Here is a 26126-nt window from a genome sequence, read left to right as displayed (position 1 = left end):
GATGTTACCTTACGTTTTTCAATGCCAAGCCTAAGCCTTGCAGGTATGCAATCACCGCATCCAGCTCCGATTTGTTTTCCAAGGCTTCAGGTGCTTTGGCAATCTCTTCATCGCTGTAAGGCGTACCGACTTTACGCAGGGCTTTCATATGCGCCACGGTTGCTTCGGCATCGACTTTGTTGCGGGCAAGCCATGGGAAAGCGGGCATATTGGACTCCGGCACAACGTCGCGCGGATTCAGCAGGTGGATACGGTGCCATTCGTCGGAATAGCGGCCGCCGACACGTGCCAAGTCCGGACCGGTACGTTTGGAACCCCATTGGAACGGATGGTCATAAACAGACTCGCCGGCAACGGAGTAGTGGCCGTAACGTTCGGTTTCCGCACGGAACGGACGGATCATTTGAGAGTGACAGTTGTAACAACCCTCGCGGATATAGATGTCGCGACCAGCCACTTGCAAAGCGTTATAAGGTTTCACACCTTCAATAGGCTGGGTGACTGCCTTAGTAAAGAACAGCGGCACGGCTTCAATCAACAGGCCTACGCTGACTACAAGCAGGGTAAATACAATCAGGACGCCGACTTTTTCTTCAGCTAATTGTTGTAATTTCATTTTGGTAGCCTTTTCTTATGTTTTTAGTGGTGCTGGGTTTGAGACACCGCGGGAATCTCGGCATCAACCGCTTTGCCACTGATGGCCGTACGGTAAACGTTGTATGCCATGATACACATACCGCTCAGGTACAGCAGGCCGCCGGTGAAACGAATCATGTAGAAAGGCATGGTGCGTTTAACTGACTCTACAAACGAGTAGGTCAAAGTACCGTCCGCATTCAAAGAACCCCACATCAGACCTTGCAATACCCCTGCAATCCACATGGAGGCGATATACAGAACCACGCCGATGGTCGCAATCCAGAAATGCGCTTCCACCAATTTGGTGCTGTACATTTCATTTTTACCGAACAGGCGGGGAATCATGTAGTACACGGAACCAATGGTCACGAAGCCCACCCAGCCCAATGCGCCGGCATGAACGTGTGCAACGGTCCAGTCAGTGTAGTGGCTCAAAGCGTTGACGGATTTGATGGACATCATCGGACCTTCGAAGGTGGACATACCGTAGAAGGACAGAGAAACGATCAAGAATTTCAAGATAGGGTCGGTACGCAGTTTGTCCCATGCGCCGGACAAGGTCATGATACCGTTAATCATACCGCCCCAAGAAGGTGCGAACAGAATCAGGGACAACACCATACCCAAGGACTGAGTCCAGTCAGGCAGCGCGGTATAGTGCAAGTGGTGGGAACCTGCCCACATGTAGGTGAAAATCAAAGCCCAGAAGTGGACGACGGACAGGCGGTAAGAGTAAACAGGACGACCTGCCTGTTTCGGCACGAAGTAGTACATCATGCCCAAGAAGCCTGCGGTCAGGAAGAAACCTACGGCATTGTGGCCATACCACCATTGAACCATAGCATCGATTGCGCCCGCATAAACCGGATAGGATTTCATGAAGCCCGCAGGAATGCTCAGGTTATTGACGATGTGCAACAGGGCAACGGCCAAAATGAAACCGCCGTAGAACCAGTTGGCAACGTAGATATGTTTGATTTTACGTTTGGCAATCGTACCGAAGAATACGATGGCGTAAGCAATCCAAACCAAAGCGATCAGGATGTCGATAGGCCATTCCAATTCGGCATACTCTTTAGCTTGGGTATAACCCAAAGGCAGGCTGACGATTGCCGCAACGATAACTGCCTGCCAGCCCCAGAAGGTAAATGCCGGCAGCCAACCGCCGAACAGGCGTGCATTACAGGTACGTTGAACAACGTAGTATGATGTACCCATCAGACCGCAACCGCCGAACGCAAAAATCACCGCATTGGTGTGCAACGGACGCAGGCGGCCGAAGTGGAACCAAGGGCCGACATCTGATAAATCAAGGGACGGGGCAAACAATTGGGCGGCAACGATGACACCGACCAACATGCCCACAATACCCCAAACTACGGTCATGATGGCGAACTGACGCACCACTTTGTAGTTATAAGTTTGTGTGTCCATGAGAGTCTCCATGAATTATGGGAATAAAAATTTTTTATCTCACTTTGCCGTATGCGTTTTGAACAAACGCAATAAGGGCTAGGTTTAAATTTTTCTAAATTTAACATATAAGACAAGCCTAGCCAAGCGGAATTACATTTCACTCCATCTGGCGACTTTATCGATTTTTTATATTTTTTACTTTATAATCATATTATTATTTAACAACCTCCCCTACAGCGCCACTTTATTTTTTCAAGCCTCCCTTTTGAAGGGGACTTTATCGATATAAATCAAACTGCATAATTCGACCTTTTTATTCATAAAATTTAACAAATGTATTAATAGTCATGATTAATTACGAAATCACCCCCAACCCGATCGCCCACGAGTGGCATATCCGCCTAACCTTCCGACAAGAACATGATTTGGAAACAGAAATCAGCCTGCCGAACTGGGTTCCCGGCAGCTATCTGATACGCGATTTCTCGCGCCACATCACCACCATCCGCGCCTTTTGCAATGGAGAATATGCCCATCTGACCCAAGTCAAAAAAAACCGGTGGCGCACTGCCCCGCAGTCCGGCGAGTGGGAAATTTACTACACCGTTTACGCCTACGACCTGTCCGTCCGCGGCTCGTTTCTGACTGCCGAACGCGGATTCTTTGACGGCGCGTGCCTGTTTTTGCAGGTAAACGGACAAGAAAACAGCGCGCACCAAATCGAATTCCCCATCCTGCCGAAAACATGGCGGATTGCCACCACCCTGCCCCAAACCGACGTCCACAGCTTTCAGACGACCTCCTACCACGACTTAATCGACCACCCTGTCGAACTGGGCAACATCGAATTTCTCGATTTCGAAGCCGGCGGCATCCCGCACCGCATCGCCTTGAGCGGCCACTACCCCGATTTCGACCGCGACCGCCTCGTGTCAGACATCCGCACAATCTGCGAAACCGAACTGGCCATGTTCCCCTCCCCTGCACCGTTCACCCATTACCTCTTCCTGCTCCACGTCGGCGACAACATCTATGGAGGACTGGAACACATCAGCAGCACCGCCCTGCTCGCCGACCGCCACAGCCTGCCGCCGCACGGCATGACCGACGCCAACGATGCCTACACCCAACTACTCGGACTGTTCTCACACGAATACTTCCACGCCTGGAACGTCAAATCCATCAAACCCGCCGCCTTCACCCCCTACGACCTCGACCGCGAAAACTACACCGAGCAGCTTTGGGCATTTGAAGGCATCACCTCATACTACGACGACCTTTTCCTCGCCCGAAGCCGTACCATCGCCCCCGAAGCCTACCTGCGCCTGCTCGCCCAAAGCATCACCCGCGTGCAGCAAACCAAAGGTCGTCTGAAACAAAGCCTTGCCGAATCCAGCTTCACCGCTTGGAACAAATTCTACAAACAAGACGAAAACAGCCCCAACGCCATCGTCAGCTACTACCAAAAAGGCGCACTCGCCGCCCTCTGCCTCGACCTCGCCATCCGCAGCAAAAGCAGCGGACGACACACCCTCGACAGCGTCATGCAGCAACACTACCGCGATTGGCTGGAGACCCGGCAAGGCATCCCAGAAAAACAATGGCAAGCCCGTTGCCAAGCGTTTACCGGTCTAGACCTCGAAGACTTTTTTCAGACAACCCTCTACTCCACCGCCGACCTGCCCCTTGCCGAACTCCTCGCCACCATAGGCATCGGACTGCAATGGCAGGCACAGCCGCGCAGCCACGGCGGCGCATTCCTGTCCGAACCGCCAACCGAAACGCCCGCTCCCGCGTCCGACTTCGGCGCAAGGTTCAAACAAAGCAGCGACCACGCCACCTTGACCCACGTCTTCAACGGCGGCAGCGCAGAAAACGCCGCCCTCTGCCCGCAGGACAAAATCATCGCCATCGACGGCTACGCCTGCACCGACCTTGCCGCACAGTGGGCGCAACTCCCCATCGGCACCACCGCCCGCCTCCACTACTTCCGTACCGGCATCCTGTACGTCGCCGACATTACCGTCCAAGCCGCCGAAGCCGATACCGCCGTCCTCTACATTACCGACCGCGAATTATTTGAAAACTGGCTTTATAATGACCGAGCCTAATTTTCAGACGACCTCAAGTGCCGGATCGAGGTCGTCTGAAAACCACTTACAGAAAGGAAAACCCATGTCTATCCAAAAACTTGCCGACAACCTCTACATCGCCCCGCAACTGACCGAAGCAGACGTACAAGAAGCCGCCAAACTCGGCATCCAAACCGTCATCTGCAACCGTCCCGACGGCGAAGAAGAAAACCAAGTTACGTTCAAACAAGTCAAAAGCTGGCTTGAAGCCGCAGGCATCCGCGAACACCACCATCAGCCCGTCGTCGCACCCGCCATCAACGCCGCCGATGTCGCCGCTTTCCAAAACCTGCTTAAAAGCGTTCCCCAACCCGTTCTCGCCTACTGCCGCACCGGCACCCGCTGCTCCCTGCTTTGGGGCTATCATCAAGTGCAAAACGGCGCAAGCGTCGCCGACGTCGTCGCTGCCGCACAACAAGCAGGCGTCAATCTAAGCAACTTCGAAGCCCGCCTGCAAGACGCGCAACAAAACGGTCTGGCATAACACATTCTCCGTTTACCCAAACGCAAAGGTCGTCTGAAAATACCGTTTCAACGAATGGAAACCGTTTTCAGACGACCTTTTTTATAGTGGATTAAATTTAAATCAGGACAAGACGACGAAGCCGCAGACAGTACAGATAGTACGGAACCGACTCACTTGGTGCTTCAGCACCTTAGAGAATCGTTCTCTTTGAGCTAAGAGCGTGTTCATAGTCTTCGTAGCAGGACTCCCAAGAAAGCCAAAGCTACCATTTGCAGACTGGTACTCAACTTACGCTCGCAGTTTTTCCAAAGCCGCCTGTTCTTTTCCAACCAGGAAAAGCTGCGCTCTACTACCCATCGCTTCGGCAATACTGCAAAACGGTGCAATTCGTCTCGTTTGGCAATCTCTACCTCCGCACCAATCAACTCCTGTACCGACGAAGCAAATGCCTTACCCGTGTAACCACCGTCAGCAAGGATTTTTTGTATCGCACCAAGATTATCCCGCCCACGTTCCAATGCCACCAGGCAGCCTTTTCTATCCGTAACATCCGCCGTCGTTACCGCAAGGGCATGCGGCAAACCTTGCGTGTCAACCGCTATATGCCGCTTGATACCGCTAACCTTCTTGCCCGCATCGTAGCCTTTTTCCATGGCGGTATCCGTGTTCTTCACACTCTGCGCATCAATAATCAGGAAAGTAGTTGCTTCATGGCGCCCCTGCTTGCGGCGCTCCGCAACTACCTGATTTTTTTAATGCTTCCTCAAGGATGCTGATGCCACTCTCGCGTGGTTCGGTCCATCTCTGGAAGTAGGAATGCACGGTGCGCCATTTGGGGAAGTCGCCCGGCAAAGCGCGCCAGGAGCAGCCAGTGCGTTGCAGGTAGAGAATGGCACAAAAGACATCGTACAAGTCCACCTGGCGTGGCGCTGTGCGTTTACGGGCACTTTCCAGCAGGGGAAGGAGAGGCGCAAATTGCTCGCGACTGATATCGCTTGGGTAGGTTTTTCTGTTCATGCCGATAGTTTACAGCAGAGGCTGAGACAATGAACACGTTCTAAGGCGAGGCAACGCCGTACTGGTTTAAAGGTAATCCACTATACTGTTCCATCAAACACATTCATGCCTATTCTACAAGCCCGAATCACGTTTTAATCATCTTCACAACAACCTGTGCTTCAAAGCGGGCAGTCTGGTGCGTACACTTTGCAGCCTCGCAGCGTCCAAATCGGCGATGACGATGCCCTCGCCTTCGGGCAATACGTCCAAGATTTCGCCCCACGGGTCGATAATCATGCTATGACCGAACGTGCGCCTGCCGCTTTCGTGTTCGCCGCCTTGCGCCGAGGCGATGACGTAGCATTGGTTTTCCACCGCGCGGGCGCGCAGCAGCAATTCCCAATGCGCTTTGCCTGTCGTGTAAGTGAAGGCGGCGGGCAGCAGCAAAACGTCAAACGGCTGCTGGGCGCGAAAAAACTCGGGAAAGCGCAAGTCGTAGCACACGCCCGCGGCAAGCGGCACGCCGTCGGCAGCCAATTTCGGCACATCGCCGCCTGCGCTGATGGTGTCCGCCTCGGCATAGCGTTCGCCCAAGCCTGAAAAACCGAACAGGTGCATTTTGTGATACAGCCCGATTTGCGTGCCGTCGCGGTCGTACACCAACATAGTGTTCATCACTTTGCCCGCATCGGGGCTTTGCAGCGGAATCGTGCCGCCGAACAGCACCACGCCGCATTCCGCCGCCGTCTCGCTCAAGGTCGTCTGAAAACGAGCGTAGCGAGTTTCGCCAAAACGAGCGCAGCGGGTTTCGCCAAAACCAGTGTGGCAGGTTTCGCTAAAATTACTACCGACTAAAGGTTCGGCAAAAGCCAGTTTGTCAGTATCCTTGCACCCCATCAGCGGCCAATATTCGGGCAACAGCACCCAATCCGCGCCTTGCTCGGCAGCTTGGCGAACGAGGCATTTCATGGTGTCGATATTGGCATCGGGATCGGTGGACGAAATCATTTGTACGGCGGCTGCGCGGATGTTTTTTTGCATGTCAGTCCCTATTTGTGTGTTCAGACGGCCTGCCGACAGGTCGTCTGAACAAAGATTCACGGTATGTCCAAAGAAAAATACCTGTACCAATTTATCTCTGTAATTTGAAACAACGGCATAGGCTTTTTTGATACGGCACACATCATCAGCCGTCATTTCCGTCCACACGCAATACGCCGATAAATAAACCGTATCGAAAACAGGACAAAGGTCGTCTGAAAATCAGTTTTCAGACGACCTTTATTCATTGCTTGCAACGGCGCGGCGTTATTTGCTAGCAGCTTTAATTCAAGCCGCCGGCAGCCATCCGCGTATGCGTTTTTCCATTGCGTCGGCACTCAAGCCCAAATCGTCCAAAAGTTTTTTCGGATCGCCGTGTTCAGTTACGGTATCGGCAACGCCCAAAAGCAAAACGGGTTTGCAGATGCCGTGTTTCGCCAACACTTCCAGCACCGCGCTGCCTGCGCCGCCTTGTTCGGCGTTTTCTTCGGCGGTAACGATGTAGTCGTGGCTTTGGGCGAGGCGGACGATGAGTTCCTCGTCTATCGGTTTGACGAAGCGCATATCGGCGACGGTGGTGTTCAATTTTTCGGCAACAGCCAATGCGGGGGCGACCATGCTGCCGAAGGCGATGAATGCGGTTTTCTCGCCTTGGCGGCGGACGATGCCTTTGCCGATGGCTACGGTTTCAAGGTCGTCTGAAACATGCGCGCCTGTTCCCGTGCCACGCGGGTAGCGGACGGCGGCGGGGGCATCTGCCTGATAGCAGGTCGAAAGCAGCAGGCGGCATTCGTTTTCATCGCTCGGTGCGGCAACAATCATGTTCGGCACGCAACGCAAGAAGCTCAAATCGTACAAACCGGCATGAGTCGGACCGTCCGCGCCGACGATGCCCGCGCGGTCGACGGCAAACAAAACGGGCAGGTTTTGCAGGGCGATATCGTGCACCAGTTGGTCGTAGGCGCGCTGGAGGAAGGTGGAATAAATGGCGACGACGGGCTTCATGCCTTCGCAAGCCAAACCGCCGGCAAAGGTAACGGCGTGCTGCTCGGCGATGCCGACATCGAAATAGCGGTCGGGAAATTGTTGTTCGAATTCGACCAGTCCGCTGCCCTCGCGCATGGCGGGAGTAATCGCTGCCAATCGGGAATCTGCCGCCGCCTGGTCGCACAGCCATTTGCCGAACACTTGCGTATAGGTCGGTTTGGCGGCGGGTTTGTTTTCTTTTTCAGACGACGTTGCGGTTTTGAGGTCGTCTGAAACGTCTTTGGGCAGGTTGGCGACGGCGTGATATTTGACGGGGTCGTTTTCGGCGAGTTTGTAGCCGTTGCCCTTTTTGGTGATGACGTGCAGCAGTTGCGGGCCTTTGCGGCCGCGCAAGTCTTTCAATACGTCAACCAGATGCTCGACGTTGTGACCGTCCACGGGGCCGGTGTAGCGGAAACCGAAGTTTTCAAACAAAGACAGCGACTGCTTGGCGTGTTCGGCTTCGCCCGCCAGCGTTTTGATTTTGTGCTCGACTTTTTGGGCAAGCTCCATCGCACCGGGCAGCTTGTCCAAAACCTTGCTCGATTGCGCCTTGATGGTGCTCAACACGCCGCGCATATCGCGCACGACGTTGCTGGCGAGGTATTTCGGCAGCGCACCGACGTTTGGGGAAATCGACATTTCGTTGTCGTTGAGGATGACCAGCAGGTTCACGTCCATATCGCCCGCGCAGTTCAAGGCTTCAAACGCCTGACCCGCCGTCATCGCACCGTCGCCGATAATGGCGACGCTGCGACGGTCGCTGCCCAAGAGCTTGTCTGCCGCCGCCATGCCCAAAGCCGCGCCGATAGAGGTGGACGAATGCCCTACGCCAAACGCGTCGTATTCGGATTCGCTGCGCTTGGGGAAACCCGCCAAGCCGCCGTAGCGGCGCATGGTGTGCATCCGGTTTTTGCGGCCGGTGAGGATTTTGTGCGGATAGCTTTGATGGCCGACATCCCAAACCAAATGGTCTTCGGGCGTGTGATAAACGTAGTGCAGAGCCACGGTAAGCTCGACCGCGCCTAAATTGCTGGCGAAATGACCACCGGTTTGACCGACGGATTCGAGTAGGAATGCCCGCAATTCGGCGGCAACCTGCGGCAGCAAGCCTTTATCCAGCCTGCGCAAATCCTGCGGCAGATGGATGGTGTCTAATAACGGAGTGTGGCTCATGGTGTGTCTTTGCGGGCTTATTGTGTCTATCGGGCAATTATAGCAAGAGTTGTCCTGTTCGGATAAAGGGTTTTGATGAAGCTTTGTTTTCAGACGACCTGATTTAACTATCTATTTATATAAAGGTCGTCTGAAACTGCCTCTTTCAAACCTAAAATCATTCTACTGCCGCTCCAGCCATTCATCGCGGGTTTGTTTGGCAGCGGCAAAATAGCGGTAAAGGGCGGCGCGGTCTTCTTCGGACAGGATGCGTTCGAGTTCGGATAACTGGGTACGCAGGCCGCCAATCAAATCCAACAGGCTGTTTTTGTTGGCAAGGCAGATGTCCGTCCATACGGCGGGATGACTGGATGCGATGCGCGTAAAATCACGAAAGCCCGTCGCGGCAAATTCAAGATAATGCCGACCGTCGGGATGATCGGCGATTTGGTGGACGTAGGCGAAGGCGGCAAGATGCGGCATATGGGAAACGGCGGCAAAAACGGCATCGTGTTCTTCCGCGCTCATGCGGAAAGTTTTCGCCCCGACTGCCAGCCACAGGTTTTCAACCAGGCTGACCGCCTGTTCATCTTCGTCCCCGTGCGGCGTGATCACCAGTTTCCTGTCCTGAAACAACCCGAACTGTGCGGAAAGCGCGCCGCTCCTGTCAGATCCTGCAATCGGATGGGCGGCGATGCAACGGGACAAATGTTTGGGTAGGACGCTGCGGAAAGCCTGAACGGCAGATTGTTTGGTACTGCCCACATCGGTAACCACGGTATGCGCGTTCAAATAAGGTCGGACGGTGCGGCAAATGTCTGGAAATGTGGAAACAGGCGTAGCGATAACGGCCAAATCCGCTTCGTGCATACTCAAAGCGTCGATTTGCGTATAGGCGCGATCGATGACGCGCCGTTCAAGCGCACGGTCAAGGTTGTCGCGATCCAAATCGATGCCGGTTACCGTATCGACCAATCCGAGCCGTTTCAAGTCCAACACGAACGAGCCGCCGATCAACCCGACACCAATGAGGACGATATGTTTGAGTGTATTCATGGCAGGTGCGCGGGACAAAGGTCGTCTGAAAACGGTACGCCCGCTATTCTAGGGATTAATTGTCCACATTCTATCGTATCCGAAAGGCAAGCGCATATCGTGCAGCGATACTGCCTCGAACACCATCCTTCCGACCATAAAAAGGCAGTTCGCCATTGTGCCGTTTCGTTTTACAATAGGCAGACCGAAATCCATCCGCCGAAAGCAAACTATGTCCCTGGCCCAACCGAAACGTATTTTAGTCATCAAGCTGCGCCACCACGGCGACGTCCTGTTAGCCACGCCCGTCGTCCACGCCCTCAAGACCCGCTTTCCCGATTGCGAAATCGACATGCTGGTTTACCGGGAAACCGCCGACATCATCAGCGACAATCCTGAAATTGCCGAAATCTTCACCATAGACCGCTCCTGGAAAAAGCAGGGGTTGAAAACCCAGCTATGCGAAGAGAAAAAGCTGTTCTCGCGCCTGAAAAAGCGCAGGTACGACTGGGCGTTCAACCTGTCCGACCAATGGCGCTCGGCAATACTCGCCAAATTCTGCGCACAATGCAGCGTCGGCATCAGCCATATCAAACGCGACCACTTTTTCTGGCGTTGGTGCCACGACTTCCTCAACCCCGAAGCCGGACGCGGCTGCCACATTACCGAATATCATATGAACGTTTTGCCGCCGCTTATCCGGCCTGAGGAAACACCGCCGGCAAAAGTGATGATGGCAATCGGCGAAGATGCCTGCTCGAATTTGCAAAGCAAGCTGAACAAACAAGGCTGGAACGGGGAGGATTATGTCTTATTCCACCCGGGCGCGCGTTGGGAATTCAAATGCTGGGAAGACGGCAAAAACGCCGCCATCGTCCAATTACTGCTCAACCACGGTCAAAACGTCGTTTTAACCGCCGCACCCTCAGCAACCGAACAACAAATGATCGATGCAGTTTTAGAACGCGTCAAAATTCCCGAAGGCGGTAAATTATGGACACTGTCGGGCAACCTCAACCTGCGCGAACTGGCTGCCGCCATCGACGGTTGCAAACTCTTCATCGGCGTAGATTCCGCCCCCATGCACATCGCCGCCGCACTGGACAAACCGCAAATCGCCCTGTTCGGCCCCTCATGGCTGGACAGATGGCATCCCTACTCCGACAATGCCGAGGTTATTTGGGCGGGTGATTTCGGCGACCTACCCCACCCCGACAGCATCAACACATCCGGCAACACACGCCTGCTCAAAGCCATTCCGCTGGAAGCCGTGTGGAACAAAATCGCTGAAAAGCTAGGTTTAAACAAAGAAACTTAAACAAAACGGCAAAGGTCGTCTGAAAACCCCAAAATCGGTTTTCAGATGACCTTTTCATTACACGAACGACAAAAAATTCAATATTTCCCAAACTGCCCTGCCGCATCGTCTCCCATATTGCCCGAATGGGGGGAAGGACTATGCCAAACCGTGCGCGACAGGCTGCGCGAACCTACCGGCGTATCCTGTTCTGCCTGAAACAACACATTATTCCCACTACCGATAGGTAGCGAGCCGCGCAAACCGATATAACTGCCTGAATCATATATGCCGCTATGTGATACCGAACTGTCTCTCGATTTGATGTGCGACGCTTCAACGCCGCTTTTGATTTCGCCATAAAGGCGGACTTCTGCTGTCGCCAACACAGGCAAAGCCGTCAAAGCAGCAACCAAAATATACAAGGGTTTCATCCTGTCCGTTCCTTTCAAATATTTCTTACACAACCGAATAGCGATAACCAATTTGACCAACCAGTATATGCCCCTCTTGCGTAAACAAACCATAAATCGTGAAAACGTCGTCTGAAAAGACACATCGCAACCCATATCCGTTTCATATTGATTTCACTATAATCCCGGTTTCACCGCCTCAACAGCATAATCATGACTTCCGCTTCACAAACCACCCGCATCCTGGGCATAGACCCCGGCAGCCGCGTAACCGGCTTCGGCATCATCGACGTCCGCGGCCGAGAGCATTTCTACATCGCATCCGGCTGCATCAAAACTCCTCCTGACGCACCGCTGTCGGAACGCATCGCCGTCATCGTACGCCATATCGATGAAATCGTCCGAACTTACCAGCCGCAACAGGCCGCCGTGGAGCAGGTATTCGTCAACGTCAATCCTGCCTCCACACTCATGCTCGGACAGGCGCGCGGCGCGGCATTGGCAGCATTGGTCATGCATGGCTTGCCCGTATCCGAATACACCGCCCTGCAAGTCAAACAGGCCGTCGTGGGTAAAGGCAAAGCAGCGAAAGAGCAAGTACAGCACATGGTCGTACAAATGCTCTCCCTTTCCGGCACGCCCCAATCCGATGCCGCCGACGGCCTCGCCGTCGCCCTGACCCATGCCCTGCGCAACCACGGACTTGCCGCACAGTTGAACCCGAAAGCAATGAAAGTCAAACGGGGACGCTTCCAATGGTGAAAAGGTCGTCTGAAAAAGAGCATAGCAGGTTTAGCCAAAACAAGTTTACTCAGACTCCTACTCTCTGACTAGACAACAGACCTTTCCGTTATAATTCCCTTTTTCCCGCCCCATTCCTCAATAGACGACATGAAAGCCGCCTTTTTCCTCCTCTACCTCATCCAGCTCCTGCCCTTCAAAGCCATACACAAAATCGCCGACGCAGTGGGCATCCTCGCCTATTACGCCGTCAAACCGCGTCGCAAAGTCGGCGAGACCAACCTTAGAAAATGCTTTCCCGAATGGAGCGAAGACAAGCGCGAAGCCGTGCTCAAACGCCATTTTCAGCACATGGCAAAGCTGATGCTCGAATACGGCCTGTATTGGTACGCACCCGCAGACAGACTGCGCAAGTTTGTGCATTATCAAGACAAACACCATCTTGACGACGCACTCGCGGCGGGAGAAAAAGTCATCCTGCTTTATCCGCATTTCACCGCATTTGAAATGGCGGTTTACACCCTCAATCAGGACGTGCCGCTGACCAGCATGTATTCGCACCAAAAAAACAAAGCGTTGGACGAACAAATCCTCAAAGGCCGCCACCGCTACAACAACGTCTTCCTCATCGGCCGCACCGAAGGCCTGCGCGCGATTATCAAGCAACTGCGCAAAAGCGACGCCCCCTTCCTTTACCTGCCCGACCAAGATTTCGGCCGCAACGACTCCATTTTCGTCAACTTCTTCGGCATCCCCACCGCCACGATTACAGGCTTAAGCCGCATCGCCGGCATGACGAAAGCCAAAGTCATCCCCGCCATCCCCACGCGCAATGCCGACAACACCGTTACGCTGCGCTTTTATCCGGCATGGGAAAACTTCCCTTCAGACGACGTTGCAGCCGACACCCAACGCATGAACGACTTTATCGAAGCGCGGGCAAGGGAAAATCCCGAACAATATTTCTGGCTACACAAACGCTTCAAAACCCGTCCCGAAGGCGAACAGGGATTTTATTGAATTACATACAGTTACAACAAAAAGCAAAGCCCGTCATATTCGGGCTTTTATCATTTCTATTAAATCAAAAATTAACGACGATAGTAACAAATTTTCAATTGAGAATTTTTCACATTAACTCTTTGGATAAAATAGAGATTTAACCCTAATTAACCTAAAGTGCAGTCGAATCCCCAAGCCATATCCTCAAAACGTAAAGATAATATAACTTTTTAATTAATATATTAAATTTAATTTCATTTAAAATCAAAAAGTTATAAAATAACATTTTATCCAAATTAATATCATTAACCACACAATCAAGAATATAATTCCAAAGTTATGAAAATATGATTCTTATTTTTATATAAATATTAATTTAATAGCATATAATTTTAAATAATTTAGATTTTTTGAAATATTGCAAATACAAAAACAGCATAAAAAAATCATATCCCCCTCTTGGCAAACCTGAAAATTTAGCGTAAATTTCACTACATCGAATTACAGCCCTACTGGCAAATACGATACTCTGGTTTCCCGTAGCAAGCTCCTTAGTTTGCAGCGGATGTTCCGAGCCTCACTCCCTCGGAGCAAAAGTTTACCCGCACGGAGTTGAGCCGTGCAGGTAAAGCCGCAGGCGAAAGCCTGTATTGTTTGTGAAGCGTAAATCTCTGATTTGAGGTATTGGGGCAATCCTGTGGGGGATTGCCTCCTTTTTTTGTTTCCTACATTTCCACCATTTCATTATTGCCTCCGACCTCAAATTGTCTTGAGGTATTCGGACATCCGGCCCGCATTACTTCCATATAAAAGGTCGTCTGAAACCTGATTTTGTTTCAGACGACCTTTAAACTTTATCTGCAGACGGATAGCTTATTACATTTGTTGTTGCGCTGCTTTGATGGCGTTTTGATCGGGATTGATCAAAATCTCAACGCGGCGGTTTTGGGCGCGGCCTTCGGCTGTGGCGTTAGATGCAATCGGGTGGCGTGAGCCGTAGCCGGCGGTGGTCAGGCGCGAGCCGTTCACTCCGCGGGATTGCAGGTAATCGGCAACGGCAAGTGCGCGGTTGCGGGACAGCGGTTCGTTGATGGCGTCATTGCCGGTGTTGTCGGTATGACCGTTAATCGTCAAGGTCGTGTCGGGGTATTGCACCAGCGTTTCGGAGGCGGTCGCCAAAGCGTTACGCGCCTGATCGCTCAATGCCGCGCTGCCTGTGGCGAAGGTGACGTTTTCAGGCATCACCAGCTTGATTTGGTTGCCTTGGCGTTCCACTTCGATGTTGGTGTTTTTCAGGTTTTCGCGCAGTTTTTTCTCTTGGTAGTCCATGTAGCCGCCTACGCCCGCACCAATCGCACCACATGCCAACGCGGAATTGCGCGCGCCTTTGCCGCCGTGGGTCAGTGCACCGACGATGCCGCACACTGCCGCGCCGCCTAAGCCGTACATGGCGGTTTTGCTGGCATTGCGTTGTCCGCTTACAGGATCGGTTACACAGCCGGTCAGTGCCAAAGGGATTGCTAACGCGGCAACGGTCAGAGGTTTCAAGAATTTCATTGAGATGTCCTTTCAAAAAATACCGCTCCGACACAGAAGGTCGCCTGAAAAGCGGCTTGATGTATTTCAACGATGTTTCGGCGGGCTGCAAACCCTTCCAAACAGATTGAAGCAGCATGATAGCCAAGATTGCGGCGTAGTAAATCTCGCTTAACCCGATATTACCTAACTGACCGCAAACTGACATTTCGGTTTTCTATTCTGCGTATTCAGTAAGATTACCGTAATGAAGTTTGGTTCCTCAAGGCGTTTGCAACACCTATTTTTTCCCATAACGGCCGCGGACATACCTTATCAACATATATTTCAGCCTCAAACGCACATCGTAATCGACCGATCCCGCGCCCAACACAAACAACACCAGCGCGACCGGCAAGGCAAAATGGTGTCCTATCTGATGATAGCCCCATGCACCAATCACACCACCTAACAAAAACGACCACATCAATCCGCCCAAAAGCCACATCTTCGGCTTATTGACACGCACATGCGGCAGGCGCGGATGATGTTTTTTCGAATAATACAGCGCGCGCGAAAGCTCGATGCCCAAGTCGGTTGCCGTGCCGGTCATGTGCGTCGAACGGATGGCACCGCCGGATAAAAGCGTCATCACCGTATTGTGCATTCCCATGATGAAACACATTAAAAACAAAGCCAACGACGGGAAAACCAAATTCCCATCCCCGATGTTCCACTTCGATGCCGTCAGACCGAACAAGCCGAATATCAACAGATAAACCGCTTCCAGCCACATGGAAAAACCGAAGCTGCCGCGAAACCGTTTCTGCTGCGTCCATAAAACCACCCAGCCCGAATGCGCCGCACCGACCACAAAACACAACACGCTGATTAAAGCCACCGCCGCCGTTACCCATTCGCGCAGATAAACAGCGTCCGCCAGCAGCGACATCGAGCCGGTAACGTGCGACGTATAACGTGAAAACGCAAAGAAACCGCCCGCATTGATCGCACCCGCCAACATCGCCATGATGTAACCCAACCTGCGGAAGCGCGCATCGGAAATATGGTGTTCGTGCAGATACGGCCTGTCTGCCTGCCAAAACGGCGGGGCATGCCGCCGCTTGTCATGCAGCCTGATCTGCTTATCGCGTCGTAGGTGTATTTGCGGTTCTTCCATATAACGTTATCCCTTTTGCAATAATGGATGCAAGGCAAGTAAACACCTTTCCGATTAAAATTAATCCATCATCCGAACAGTATGTTCAGACGACCCCGCCATCAAAAATCTACAATATTAAGGTGTTGTACCTACCACCGATGAAAAATGACGGCAGGCAGGAATTTTTCTATTTCCATTAGCCATAAAAAAGGTTGTCTGAAAAGCATTTTATCCTTTTCAGACAACCTTTCCACCGATTGCATCAATACAAAATCAAATCAGCACACTTCAACCAACCAGCCATGTTTGTCTTCCGCCAAACCGTATTGGATGTCGGTTAAGGCTTTACGCAAAGCGTAGCCGCGTTCTTGGCTCTTCACTTCGATTTCTTTGCCGTCGATAACGAAAGAAGTAACGGGCGAGATAACGGCGGCTGTACCGGTCAAAATCGCTTCCGCGCCCTCTTCGACTGCGGCTTTGAGTTCGTCCACGGTGAAATTGCGTTCGCTAATGGTGTAGCCCAAGTCTTTGGCTACGGTCAGCACGGAATCGCGGGTTACGCCGTGGAGGAATTCGTCGGTCAACGGCTTCGTGATGATTTCGTTGCCTTTAATCAAGATAAAGTTGGACGCACCGGTTTCCTGTACGTCGCCGTTCGGGCAGAACAGGACTTGATTTGCACCATGTTCAGCTTTTGCCTTCAGTACCCAAGGCATGGCAGAAGCGTAGTTGCCGCCGCATTTGACGCGGCCCATGTGCGGTGCGCAGCGGATGTGTTCGGTTTCAACCAAAATTTTCACGGGCGAACCGGCTTTGAAATAGTCGCCGACCGGAGAAGCGAGGATATAGAGTAGCGCAGTTTCGGACGGTGAACCGGCTTTGCCGATAACAGGGTCGGTACCGATGAGCGTCGGGCGCAGATACAGCGCTGCAGGCGCATCGGGAATTTCATCGGCGGCGCGTTTGACCAATTCGATCAGTGCATTCAGATAGGCTTCGGTTTCGGGTCGCGGCAGGTGCAAAATGTCTGCGCTTTGCTGCATACGGGCGATGTTTGCCGTCGGACGGAACAAGACGATTTTGCCGTTTGCCTGACGGAAGGCTTTTAAGCCTTCAAAGCATTCGCTGCCGTAATGCAGGGCGTGTGCGCCGGGTGCGAGGGTGAGGTCTGAGGAAGTTTGCCATTCGGTCGGCTGCCATTTGCCGTCCTTGTGGGCGATAACGGGCATTTGGGCGTGGAAGACGCTGCCGAACACGGCGGGTACGGTTCTGCTCATGGTGATTGCCTTTCTTATTCTGTTTGGTTCTGTTTAGATATTAAAAGTTGAAAGATACGCCTGTACGGATGGTTTTGACAAGTCCGAATACTTGTTTCGCAAACAGCTTTCGCCCAAGCCCTTGCCTGATAACGAAATACGGAAAACCATCCATTCCGATACGCATACGAATTGTCAGCAATCATGCCTACCGTGTACTACATATATATAATGAAGCCTAAGGTCGTCTGAAAACTGCCGCACATCCTATCCGAAACAATCCAAATCGTTTAAACTAAGTCGCATCTGCGGCAAACGGATTCGGAAACGGAATCCCTATCGACCGCCTATTGAATTTTCAGACGACCTTTTCAAAACTTTCCGACAGGCATACCGCCGGAGACATCCATGAAACTGATTTACACCATTATCAAAGTCATCATTTTATTATTGTTTTTACTGCTCGCCGTCATCAATACCGATAGCGTCGCCTTCCACTACCTGCCCGGTCAGAAAGCCGATTTACCGCTGATTGTCGTCCTCTTCGGTGCGTTTGTCATCGGCATCGTGTTCGGCATGTTCGCCCTGTTCGGCAGACTTTTGGCGCTGCGCAGCGAAAACAACCGCCTGCGTGCCGAAGTCAAAAAACACGCGCATTTGAGCGAAAAAGACCTTGCCGCCCCCGTACCGCAGCAACCCGCACCGCAAACGACTGCCCCTGCCAAACAACCCGTACAAACGCCCAAGCCTTAAAAAAGGAATCACATGGACAACGAATTGTGGGTCATCCTCCTGCCCATTACCCTTTTGCCCGTCTTCTTCGCCATGGGCTGGTTTGCCGCCCGTATCGACATGAAAACCGTGTTGAAACAGGCGAAAAGCGTGCCTGCCGGCTTTTACAAAAGTCTGGACGCATTGGTTGACCGCAACAGCGGCCGTGCCGCCCGCGAACTGGCGGAAGTCATTGACCAGCAGCCACAGTCTTACGACCTCAACCTGACCTTGGGCAAACTCTACCGTCAGCGCGGCGAAAACGACAAAGCCATCAATATGCACCAAGCCCTGCTCGACTCGCCCGATACCGTCAACGAAAAACGCGCGCGGGTATTGTTCGAACTCGCGCAAAACTACCAAAGCGCAGGCTTGGTTGACCGTGCCGAACAAATCTTCATCGGCTTGCAGGAAGGCAACATGGCGCGCGAAGCCCGTCAACACCTGCTCAGCATCTACCAGCAAGACCGCGACTGGGAAAAAGCTATCGAAACCGCGCAGCTCCTCAGCCACGACGAGCAGACCTACCAATTTGAAATTGCACAGTTTTATTGCGAACTTGCCCAAACCGCGCTGTTCAAATCCAATCTTGACGCCGCCCGTTACAACGTCCAGAAAGCCTTGGACGCCAACAAAAAATGCGCCCGCGCCAACATGATTTTGGGCGACATCGAAACCAAACAGGGCAATTTCCCCGCCGCTGTCGAGGCATACGGCGCCATCGAACAGCAAAACCATGCCTACCTGAGCATGGTCGGCGAAAAACTCTACGAAGCCTACGCCGCCCAAGGCAAACAGGAAGAAGGGTTGAATCGGCTCATCGGCTACATGCAGACTTTCCCCGATTTAGACCTCATCAACGTCATCTACGAAAAAGCCCTTCTGCTCAAAGGCGAAAGCGAAGCCGCCCAACTTGCCATCGACCTCGTACGTCAAAAACCCGACCTCAACGGCGTATACCGCCTGCTCGGTTTGAAAATCAGCGACATGAATCCCGCATGGAAAGCCGACGCCGACATGATGCGCTCCGTCATCGGCCGCCAACTCCAACGCAGCGTCATGTACCGCTGCCGCAACTGCCACTTCAAATCCCAAGTCTTCTTCTGGCACTGCCCCGCCTGCAACAAATGGGAAACCTTCACGCCCAATAAAATCGAAGTGTGAAGCAAACCAACAAAAAGGTCGTCTGAAAAAAGTTGAACTGCACCCCAAAAGTTGGACATCCCCTCCAACTCACAAGGTGCAGTTTTTTTATGAGCAAATATACATTACACTTCAAATACCAAGCCGTACTCCACTACCTGCATATACGCAGCCAACAGCGTACCGCAGACCACTACGGCATTTCCCGAACCCACCTGAGACGATGGATACGCGCCTATCAAGAAGGCGGTATCGGCGCACTCGAACATCCCCAATCCAAAACCATGCCCCAACACCGCAAAAACCCCTTCATCGCAGATAAACCCGACCAAGAAAAAACACAGGCAGAGCTTATTGAAGAGTTGTGCTATATGCGCGCAGAGGTCGCCTACCTAAAGGAGTTAAAAGCCCTCAGCCAAAAGCGGACCGCAAAGGACAAAGCCAAACCGTCCAAACACTGAGGGCGCAACACCCGCTCAAATACCTGCTGCACATTGCAAACCTGCCCAAAAGCAGCTTTTACTACCACCACCAAGACCGACCCGACCCCGACGCAGCCGACAAAGCCCTCCTTGTCGAAACCTACCGGCGGCATAAAGGACGCTACGGGCAAAGGCGCATTGCCGCAGCATTGGGTTGGAACCGCAAAAAAGTGGCGCGGTTGATGAAGCAGTTGGAACTGAAAGCCCTCATACGGGCGAAAAAAGCCTACCGCCATCCCGCCATGGGCGAGATATCGGAACACCTCCTCAAACGCCGGTTCAAAGCCCGAAAGCCCAACGAAAAATGGCTGACCGATGTTACCGAACTCAAAGGGAAGGACGGCAAACTGTACCTCTCGCCAATCTTGGACTTGTTCAACCGCGAGATCGTCGCCTACGCCATGAGCCGCAGAGCCGACAGCGAAATGGTGAAGGAAATGCTCGAAAAAGCCGCACCCCGTCTGACTGATAAGGGAACAATGCTGCATTCCGACCAAGGTGTGCTGTACCGTACGGCGGGGTATAGGGAATTGCTTGCGGAGCATTCCATGGTTCAAAGCATGTCGCGAAAGGCGAACTGTTGGGACAATGCGCCGATGGAGAGCTTCTTTGCGGTGTTAAAGACGGAGTGTTTCTATAACGCAGGTGAATTGACAGTAGATGAATTGATGAAGCAGATAGATGACTATATGGATTACTACAACCGGGAGCGTTGCAGTTTGAAATTGAAAAAGCTGAGTCCTGTCGCATACAGAACCCAGCTTGCACAGAGCGCCTGAATAGGCTTTTATGAGTGTCCAAGATTTGGGGGCCAGTTCAAGTTTCAGACGACCTTTTTTCACAAACAAACGGTAGTTTATCTTGCCAAGCGGTACAAAAAACAACAGTTTTTTCGAAAAAATCTACTTTCTCAAATTAATTACTAAATATAATTTGTAATATTTTCAATATATTAAATTTCCAACCCAAATATTTCATTATGAACTTATCATTTTCTTATTTGTCATGCTAGAATTACTCTCAATTACTCATTTCGAATATTAGCTCACTTCCCCAGTCAAAAAGGAACATTTATTCTGGTTACAGTGAACTAATAAACAATCTCGCAATCTTACTTAATCTAGGTTAAATTACCTAAATAACCCAAAATACAGTACAGATAACGTGAATGAATGAAATGATAAGAGGTTCGACCGTCTAGATATGCAACAAACAATCAAAACGGCCGGAGTCCGAACCATAAAAGGTTTTCCTTATTCTCTAAGGCAACACACCATCAGAAAAACGAATAGATACGGCCCGCCCGATTGAAGATAACAACCTTTAAATCGGTTTTTAGTCGAAAACTTCTGCCGCAAGCAGTATTTTTCTTACACAGGGAAACTCCTCTATTTGATAAAAGGAACACCATATCGTTACATTGCTACGGGTATGAATCCGTAATGTTCAAACATGGGAAATACAAATTATGTCAAAACAAACTCTGTCTGCACTCGCTAATCATGGGCAAACTACCATCCACACATCTCCTGCGATCTCAAACACAACAGGACAAGGGCAAACGACTTCTTCTACACTAAACGCTTTGATTTTCGAACACTCAATGGGTGGAATAAATATCGCTACCGCCCTACCGAAGCAAACTTATGGCGAAACCAACATTACCGATACCTCAAATATGCAGCCAACCAAGTTTTCTATGAATAAAGCCAAACTGACGCCTTTCGAAACCCAGTTGCTTGCCCAAGCCAAAGCTGCTGCCGAGAAAAAAGCAGAACAAGAAAGAGCTGAAGCAGCACATAAAGCAGCCATAGCCGCAGCCGAGAAAAAAGCCGCAGCCGAAAAAAAAGCCGCTCAGGAAAGAGCCGAAATTGCGCATAAGATTGCCATGGCCGAAGCCGAGAAAAAAGCCGCGGCCGAGAAAAAAGCCGCTCAGGAAAGAGCCGAAATTGCGCATAAGATTGCCATGGCCGAAGCCGAGAAAAAAGCCGCGGCCGAGAAAAAAGCTGCTCAGGAAAGAGCCGAAATTGCGCACAAGATTGCCATGGCCGCAGCCGAGAAAAAAGCCGCAGCCGAGAAAAAAGCCGCTCAGGAAAGAGCCGAAATTGCGCATAAGATTGCCATGGCCGCAGCCGAGAAAAAAGCCGCCGCCGAGAAAAAGGCCGCTCAGGAAAGAGCTGAAGCCGAGCGCAAAGCAGCCCGAGAAAAAGCTGAAGCCGAACGTGTAGCTTTGGAACAAAAACGAGAAATCGATCGTAAAGCAGCCATCATCAGTGCTCGCGAAAAGGCAGAAGCGGCCCGTAAAGCTGCTGATGCTGCTGCAAAAGCCGAGCTGGCAGAAAAAAACCGTGCAGAACAAATCAAACATTCGGAAAATAAACTGGGCAATCATTCTTCAAACGAAGAAGAAATGAGCAAACCTGCAAAAAATACCGGCTCTAAAACAGACAACCCATCATCCGATAAATCCCATGTCGGCAAGAGTACGCTGCCGGCACAAGACAACACCGGCAAAGTAACCGACCTTTCCGATGACAATAATAATGCAACACAACACCAAAACAACAAAAATGTTTCTCCTACGCAACCTGCTGCTGAAAAAGGAACGACTGCGACTGCCCATATCCATAATCCTGCCGAAGGCAAACAATCGGAATCCGGCGACTATAAAGTATATGAATCCAAACAATATGGTCGCTACATTAATGTAAATGATTTCGGTGCGGATCCTACAGGTAAAAAAGACAGTCTGACTGCCATCAAAGCTGCACTCGAAGCCGCCCACAAAGAAAAAGCCATGCTGTTTATGGACGGTACTTATTACATTTCTGATCAAATCGTTATCGACAATAATACCTCCGGCGTTAAAGGCATCTTCGGTTCGGGTATGGGTAAAACCCAGATTAACTTCGACAAAGCCCAAGTCGGCATATTCAATTCCAACACCAACCACGACGATGTTCGTGCCTTTGCAGGTATCTTGGTGGATGGTCAAAATGGTAAAACGATTGCCGACCTATCGGTTCGATATACCAATGCTGACTTCTACCGGAAAGATTTAAGCTACTTCGGTAAAGTAAACGGTATTTTAGTCAACGATGCAGACAACACCCTGATCAGCAAAGTGGAAGTATCCGGTGCAAACCGTGCAGGCGTAACCTTTACCTCTACCGCCGCACTCATGCGTGAAGCCGGCTATAAACTGTCTTATAAAGATCGCGTTGCCAACGGTTCCATCGACGACAAATACGATTCACTGCCTTTAGGTGAAAACAACCGTATTATTGATTCCAAGCTGCACCACAACCGCGTTGCCGGTGCTCTGGTTTCCTATCAGAAGAATTTCCTTGGAGAAGGCAATCTCTTATCTTGGAACGGACACCAAGATGATGGCGGTACCGGCTATGGTATGGCTGCCGCTGCAGGTAGCTACAACTACGGGATTACCTACCGTAAAAACACAACAGATCACAACTATCGGAAAGGTTTGGATGTACATGATGGCACAAACGTCTTGATTGAAAACAACACATTAAATGGCGACCGCCTGTACGGGATTGCCGTCTATAACCGCCAATTCTCGCTGGACAACGTCAAAATATCCGGTAATGTCATTACACAGGACACTTCGTTCCGTCTTGCCGTCGATGACACCCCGGGATACGACTACCATATGTATTCAGGTATCCAAGTACAGACCAATACGCAACGCCGGGACTTACACAGTAAAGATAAAGGCTATTTTGACATCAGCAACAACACAATCAATAACTTGGAGGTCTATAAAGACAATATCCAAACCTACGGTATCGAATTCCGTAACCATGAACAAAAAATGGATTACACACTAAACATTACCGGTAACAAAATCAGTGGCGAATCCACCAAATACCTGATGGCGGTTATCAATGATACCTACGCCCCGCAAACTCATGAAAAAGGTATCGGTACCAGCACCATCAACATCAGTGATAATGTTGCTGATATTGGCAAAATAAAGAGCGGAGCTGTTCCTTTCTATATTGAAGAACATCACTCCGACGTACCGATGCATGGCTCGGTTACGCTAAACAACAACGCCGTTACCGTTCGTGAAGAATCCGGCGGTTATGCTGAATTTGCCTTTATGCGTACAAATGCCAAGGAATATAACGTTACCAATAATACCCTGTCGCTACACGGACACCTGGATAACGGTATCGTTGAAGTCCGCAGTACCGGGGATGGTAAGGTTAATGCTAATTTAAATATGGCAAATAATACCTTGGTAACCGACATCAAAGGCCAAATCTACAAAACCTGGCTGCGTTATGAATCGGATATTGATGTTTATGCCAACTCCAACACCCATAACGGCGATACGCTTGATAATGTCAATACCAAAGGCAGCAACGTCAGCATGTCTGATGTATTAGTCAGCGTCAGCAAAAACATCAACACCATCCAAGATGCCGTCTATTCCTACCAGCATAAAACCTTACCAGTAACAGAAGACCACGTGCACACCAACGGCATCCTATAAACCCGCCGTAATCAAAAGGTCGTCTGAAATTTCAGACGACCTTTTAGCTATTTTCCATCCTACACTGCCACGGCGGCCTTGATGTGCGGATGCGGGTCGTAGCCTTCCAACTCGAAATCTTCAAACTTAAATGCAAACAAGTTTTTGACTTCCGGATTGATTTTCAACACCGGCAGCGTACGGGTGCCGCGGCTCAATTGCAGTTTTGCCTGTTCGAAATGGTTGCTGTACAGATGCGCATCGCCGAAGGTATGAATAAATTCTCCTGCTTCCAACCCGCAGACTTGGGCGACCATCATGGTCAACAGCGCGTAACTGGCAATGTTGAACGGTACGCCGAGGAAAATGTCCGCACTGCGTTGGTAAAGCTGGCAGGACAATTTGCCGTTGGCAACGTAAAACTGAAACAGCGCATGACAAGGCGGCAATGCCATTTCGTCTACCAACGCGGGATTCCATGCCGACACAATCAGACGGCGGGAATCAGGGTTTTTCTTGATTTGTTCCACCACATTGGCAATTTGGTCGATATGGCGACCGTCGGGGGCAGGCCAACTGCGCCATTGGTAGCCGTACACAGGCCCCAAGTCGCCATTTTCGTCCGCCCATTCGTCCCAAATGGAAACATTATTATCTTTCAAATATTTGATGTTGGTATCGCCTTTGAGAAACCAAAGCAGCTCATGGATAATCGAGCGCAAGTGCAGCTTTTTGGTAGTCAGCAGCGGAAAGCCTTGACTCAAATCGAAGCGCATTTGATAACCAAACACCGAACGAGTGCCTGTACCGGTACGGTCGGATTTATCGGTACCGTTTTCGAGAACATGACGCATTAAATCAAGGTAGGCTTTCATTGGTGTCCTTTAAGGATGTATGTTATTCGAGAGATTATAGGGTGTATTGTATAGGATTCAACGGAACAGGAATACCAAGGTGTAAGAAATCACCGCGTTGTTTATACAACATTTAGGGGATTTCCCATGAGCACCTTCTTCCAACAAACCGCACAAGCCATGATCGCCAAACACATCGACCGCTTCCCATTATTGAAGTTGGATCAGGTGATTGATTGGCAACCGATCAAACAGTACCTGAATCGTCAAAGAACCCGTTACCTTAGAGACCACCGAGGGCGTCCCGCCTATCCCCTGTTGTCCATGTTCAAAGCCGTCCTGCTCGGATAATGGCACAGCCTCTCCGATCCCGAACTCGAACACAGCCTCATCACCCGCATCGATTTCAACCTGTTTTGCCGTTTTGACGAACTGAGCATCCCCGATTACAGCACCTTATGCCGCTACCGCAACTGACTGGCGCAAGACGACACCCTGTCCGAATTGCTGGAACTGATTAACCGACAACTGGCCGAAAAAAACCTAAAAGTAGAGAAAGCATCCGCCGCCGTCATTGACGCCACCATTATTCAGACTGCCGGCAGCAAACAGCGTCAGGCCATAGAAGTCGACAAGGAAGGACAAGTCAGCGGCCAAACCACACCGAGTAAGGACAAAGATGCCCGTTGGACAAAGAAAAACGGCCTCTACAAACTCGGTTACAAACAACATACCCGTACCGATGAGGAAGGCTATATCGAGAAACTGCACATCACTCCTGCCAATACCCATGAGTGCAACCATCTATCCCCTTTGTTGGAAGGCATTGCCGAAGGTACGACCGTCTATGCCGACAAAGGCTACGACAGTAAGGAAAACCGGCAACATCTGGAAGACCATCAGTTGTTAGACGGCACTATGCGCAAAGCCTGCCGCAACCGTCCGCTGACGGAAGCGCAAACCAAACGCAACCGATATTTGTCGAAGACCCGTTATGTGATCGAACAAAGCTTCGGTACGCTGCACCGTTAATCAAGACTGTCTGAAAACCCAAAATCAGTTTTCAGACGACCTTTCTGG

20 protein-coding genes and 4 pseudogenes are annotated in these 26126 nt (G+C 51.1%); 11 read left to right on the top strand and 13 right to left on the bottom strand.

What is annotated here, in order from left to right:
- Positions 1–4: 4 nt before the first annotated feature.
- Positions 5–616: a cytochrome-c oxidase, cbb3-type subunit II gene (gene ccoO, locus NM96_00560; protein AVR78058.1), complete on the bottom strand. Its 612-nt coding sequence runs from the start codon at positions 614–616 to the stop codon at positions 5–7.
- A 23-nt stretch (positions 617–639) separates the two neighbouring features.
- On the bottom strand, positions 640–2085 hold the full coding sequence (gene ccoN / locus NM96_00555; protein ID AVR78057.1) for a cytochrome-c oxidase, cbb3-type subunit I: 1446 nt from the start codon (positions 2083–2085) through the stop codon (positions 640–642).
- A gap of 317 nt (positions 2086–2402) precedes the next feature.
- Here ccoN and NM96_00550 point away from each other — a divergent pair, with 317 nt between their 5' ends.
- A complete protein-coding gene (locus tag NM96_00550) occupies positions 2403–4166 on the top strand; it encodes a peptidase (protein AVR78056.1) in 1764 nt (587 codons plus the stop codon).
- 64 nt (positions 4167–4230) lie between these two features.
- A complete protein-coding gene (locus NM96_00545; GenBank protein ID AVR78055.1) occupies positions 4231–4671 on the top strand; it encodes a TIGR01244 family phosphatase in 441 nt (146 codons plus the stop codon).
- Positions 4672–4771: 100 nt separating this feature from the next.
- Here the strand turns inward: NM96_00545 and NM96_00540 are convergent.
- The 5 genes and pseudogenes from NM96_00540 to NM96_00520 form a co-directional block, all read right to left on the bottom strand.
- Positions 4772–4870: pseudogene (locus tag NM96_00540) on the bottom strand (IS5/IS1182 family transposase).
- Between the two features lie 7 nt (positions 4871–4877).
- Positions 4878–5670 (bottom strand): IS5/IS1182 family transposase gene (locus tag NM96_00535; protein AVR78054.1). Its coding sequence is split into 2 segments (ribosomal slippage): positions 4878–5406 and positions 5405–5670, totalling 795 coding nucleotides; the frame shifts between segments, so codons are not numbered across the junction.
- A gap of 144 nt (positions 5671–5814) precedes the next feature.
- Positions 5815–6693: a carbon-nitrogen hydrolase family protein gene (locus NM96_00530; protein AVR80216.1), complete on the bottom strand. Its 879-nt coding sequence runs from the start codon at positions 6691–6693 to the stop codon at positions 5815–5817.
- A 288-nt stretch (positions 6694–6981) separates the two neighbouring features.
- Positions 6982–8895, bottom strand: coding sequence for a 1-deoxy-D-xylulose-5-phosphate synthase (locus tag NM96_00525; GenBank protein AVR78053.1), 1914 nt, complete (start codon positions 8893–8895; stop codon positions 6982–6984).
- A 162-nt stretch (positions 8896–9057) separates the two neighbouring features.
- Positions 9058–9930, bottom strand: a complete 873-nt coding sequence (locus NM96_00520) for a prephenate dehydrogenase/arogenate dehydrogenase family protein (protein ID AVR78052.1) — start codon at positions 9928–9930, stop codon at positions 9058–9060.
- Positions 9931–10141: 211 nt separating this feature from the next.
- Here NM96_00520 and rfaQ point away from each other — a divergent pair, with 211 nt between their 5' ends.
- Complete coding sequence (gene rfaQ / locus NM96_00515) at positions 10142–11227, top strand: putative lipopolysaccharide heptosyltransferase III (protein ID AVR78051.1); 1086 nt, start codon at positions 10142–10144, stop codon at positions 11225–11227.
- Positions 11228–11304: 77 nt separating this feature from the next.
- Here the strand turns inward: rfaQ and NM96_00510 are convergent, their stop codons facing one another.
- A complete protein-coding gene (locus NM96_00510) occupies positions 11305–11640 on the bottom strand; it encodes a porin (GenBank protein AVR80215.1) in 336 nt (111 codons plus the stop codon).
- 192 nt (positions 11641–11832) lie between these two features.
- Here NM96_00510 and NM96_00505 point away from each other — a divergent pair, with 192 nt between their 5' ends.
- Together NM96_00505 and NM96_00500 are read left to right on the top strand one after the other, a co-directional pair.
- Entirely contained in the window at positions 11833–12381 is a 549-nt protein-coding gene (locus tag NM96_00505) for a crossover junction endodeoxyribonuclease RuvC (protein AVR78050.1), read from the top strand.
- A gap of 129 nt (positions 12382–12510) precedes the next feature.
- Complete coding sequence (locus NM96_00500) at positions 12511–13380, top strand: lipid A biosynthesis lauroyl acyltransferase (protein AVR78049.1); 870 nt, start codon at positions 12511–12513, stop codon at positions 13378–13380.
- 858 nt (positions 13381–14238) lie between these two features.
- Here NM96_00500 and NM96_00495 read toward each other — a convergent pair.
- From NM96_00495 to NM96_00485, 3 genes are all read right to left on the bottom strand, one after another.
- Entirely contained in the window at positions 14239–14919 is a 681-nt protein-coding gene (locus NM96_00495) for a hypothetical protein (GenBank protein ID AVR78048.1), read from the bottom strand.
- A gap of 259 nt (positions 14920–15178) precedes the next feature.
- Positions 15179–16042 (bottom strand): DUF1275 domain-containing protein, encoded by an 864-nt coding sequence (locus tag NM96_00490; protein AVR80214.1) that lies wholly within the window; start codon positions 16040–16042, stop codon positions 15179–15181.
- 275 nt (positions 16043–16317) lie between these two features.
- Positions 16318–17316 carry a branched chain amino acid aminotransferase gene (locus tag NM96_00485; protein AVR78047.1) on the bottom strand — a complete coding sequence of 333 codons (999 nt, stop codon included), beginning with the start codon at positions 17314–17316 and terminating at the stop codon, positions 16318–16320.
- A gap of 387 nt (positions 17317–17703) precedes the next feature.
- Between NM96_00485 and NM96_00480 the strand changes: the two genes are divergently transcribed.
- Together NM96_00480 and NM96_00475 are read left to right on the top strand one after the other, a co-directional pair.
- On the top strand, positions 17704–18048 hold the full coding sequence (locus tag NM96_00480) for a DUF1049 domain-containing protein (GenBank protein AVR78046.1): 345 nt from the start codon (positions 17704–17706) through the stop codon (positions 18046–18048).
- A 12-nt stretch (positions 18049–18060) separates the two neighbouring features.
- Complete coding sequence (locus NM96_00475) at positions 18061–19230, top strand: lipopolysaccharide assembly protein LapB (GenBank protein AVR78045.1); 1170 nt, start codon at positions 18061–18063, stop codon at positions 19228–19230.
- A 13-nt stretch (positions 19231–19243) separates the two neighbouring features.
- Here the strand turns inward: NM96_00475 and NM96_00470 are convergent.
- A pseudogene (locus tag NM96_00470) lies at positions 19244–19327 on the bottom strand (bifunctional heptose 7-phosphate kinase/heptose 1-phosphate adenyltransferase).
- On the opposite strand from NM96_00470, the pseudogene NM96_00465 reads away from it, so the two are divergent.
- The 3 genes and pseudogenes from NM96_00465 to NM96_00455 all read left to right on the top strand — a co-directional run bounded on the left by NM96_00465 (position 19320) and on the right by NM96_00455 (position 24213).
- Positions 19320–19605, top strand: a pseudogene (locus NM96_00465) (helix-turn-helix domain-containing protein). The pseudogenes NM96_00470 and NM96_00465 sit on opposite strands and share 8 nt — an antisense overlap.
- Entirely contained in the window at positions 19574–20470 is an 897-nt protein-coding gene (locus NM96_00460; GenBank protein ID AVR78044.1) for a hypothetical protein, read from the top strand. Before NM96_00465 ends, NM96_00460 begins: the two are co-directional and overlap by 32 nt.
- A gap of 824 nt (positions 20471–21294) precedes the next feature.
- Positions 21295–24213, top strand: coding sequence for a hypothetical protein (locus NM96_00455; GenBank protein AVR78043.1), 2919 nt, complete (start codon positions 21295–21297; stop codon positions 24211–24213).
- A 59-nt stretch (positions 24214–24272) separates the two neighbouring features.
- Here the strand turns inward: NM96_00455 and NM96_00450 are convergent, their stop codons facing one another.
- Positions 24273–25067 (bottom strand): thymidylate synthase, encoded by a 795-nt coding sequence (locus NM96_00450; GenBank protein ID AVR78042.1) that lies wholly within the window; start codon positions 25065–25067, stop codon positions 24273–24275.
- Between the two features lie 126 nt (positions 25068–25193).
- Here NM96_00450 and NM96_00445 point away from each other — a divergent pair.
- Positions 25194–26078: pseudogene (locus tag NM96_00445) on the top strand (IS5 family transposase).
- Positions 26079–26126: the final 48 nt, after the last annotated feature.

Origin of the sequence: Neisseria mucosa, assembly GCA_003028315.1 — a bacterium.
GTDB lineage: Bacteria > Pseudomonadota > Gammaproteobacteria > Burkholderiales > Neisseriaceae > Neisseria > Neisseria mucosa.
Note: the sequence above shows the minus strand (reverse complement) of the source record. Positions and strands in the feature narration are given on the sequence as shown.

Coding starts and splice junctions, on each gene's coding strand:
- ccoO (AVR78058.1), bottom strand. CDS start 616: ATGAAATTACAACAATTAGCTGAAGAAAAAGTCGGCGTCCTGATTGTA.
- ccoN (AVR78057.1), bottom strand. CDS start 2,085: ATGGAGACTCTCATGGACACACAAACTTATAACTACAAAGTGGTGCGT.
- NM96_00550 (AVR78056.1), top strand. CDS start 2,403: ATGATTAATTACGAAATCACCCCCAACCCGATCGCCCACGAGTGGCAT.
- NM96_00545 (AVR78055.1), top strand. CDS start 4,231: ATGTCTATCCAAAAACTTGCCGACAACCTCTACATCGCCCCGCAACTG.
- NM96_00530 (AVR80216.1), bottom strand. CDS start 6,693: ATGCAAAAAAACATCCGCGCAGCCGCCGTACAAATGATTTCGTCCACC.
- NM96_00525 (AVR78053.1), bottom strand. CDS start 8,895: ATGAGCCACACTCCGTTATTAGACACCATCCATCTGCCGCAGGATTTG.
- NM96_00520 (AVR78052.1), bottom strand. CDS start 9,930: ATGAATACACTCAAACATATCGTCCTCATTGGTGTCGGGTTGATCGGC.
- rfaQ (AVR78051.1), top strand. CDS start 10,142: ATGTCCCTGGCCCAACCGAAACGTATTTTAGTCATCAAGCTGCGCCAC.
- NM96_00510 (AVR80215.1), bottom strand. CDS start 11,640: ATGAAACCCTTGTATATTTTGGTTGCTGCTTTGACGGCTTTGCCTGTG.
- NM96_00505 (AVR78050.1), top strand. CDS start 11,833: ATGACTTCCGCTTCACAAACCACCCGCATCCTGGGCATAGACCCCGGC.
- NM96_00500 (AVR78049.1), top strand. CDS start 12,511: ATGAAAGCCGCCTTTTTCCTCCTCTACCTCATCCAGCTCCTGCCCTTC.
- NM96_00495 (AVR78048.1), bottom strand. CDS start 14,919: ATGAAATTCTTGAAACCTCTGACCGTTGCCGCGTTAGCAATCCCTTTG.
- NM96_00485 (AVR78047.1), bottom strand. CDS start 17,316: ATGAGCAGAACCGTACCCGCCGTGTTCGGCAGCGTCTTCCACGCCCAA.
- NM96_00480 (AVR78046.1), top strand. CDS start 17,704: ATGAAACTGATTTACACCATTATCAAAGTCATCATTTTATTATTGTTT.
- NM96_00475 (AVR78045.1), top strand. CDS start 18,061: ATGGACAACGAATTGTGGGTCATCCTCCTGCCCATTACCCTTTTGCCC.
- NM96_00455 (AVR78043.1), top strand. CDS start 21,295: ATGGGTGGAATAAATATCGCTACCGCCCTACCGAAGCAAACTTATGGC.
- NM96_00450 (AVR78042.1), bottom strand. CDS start 25,067: ATGAAAGCCTACCTTGATTTAATGCGTCATGTTCTCGAAAACGGTACC.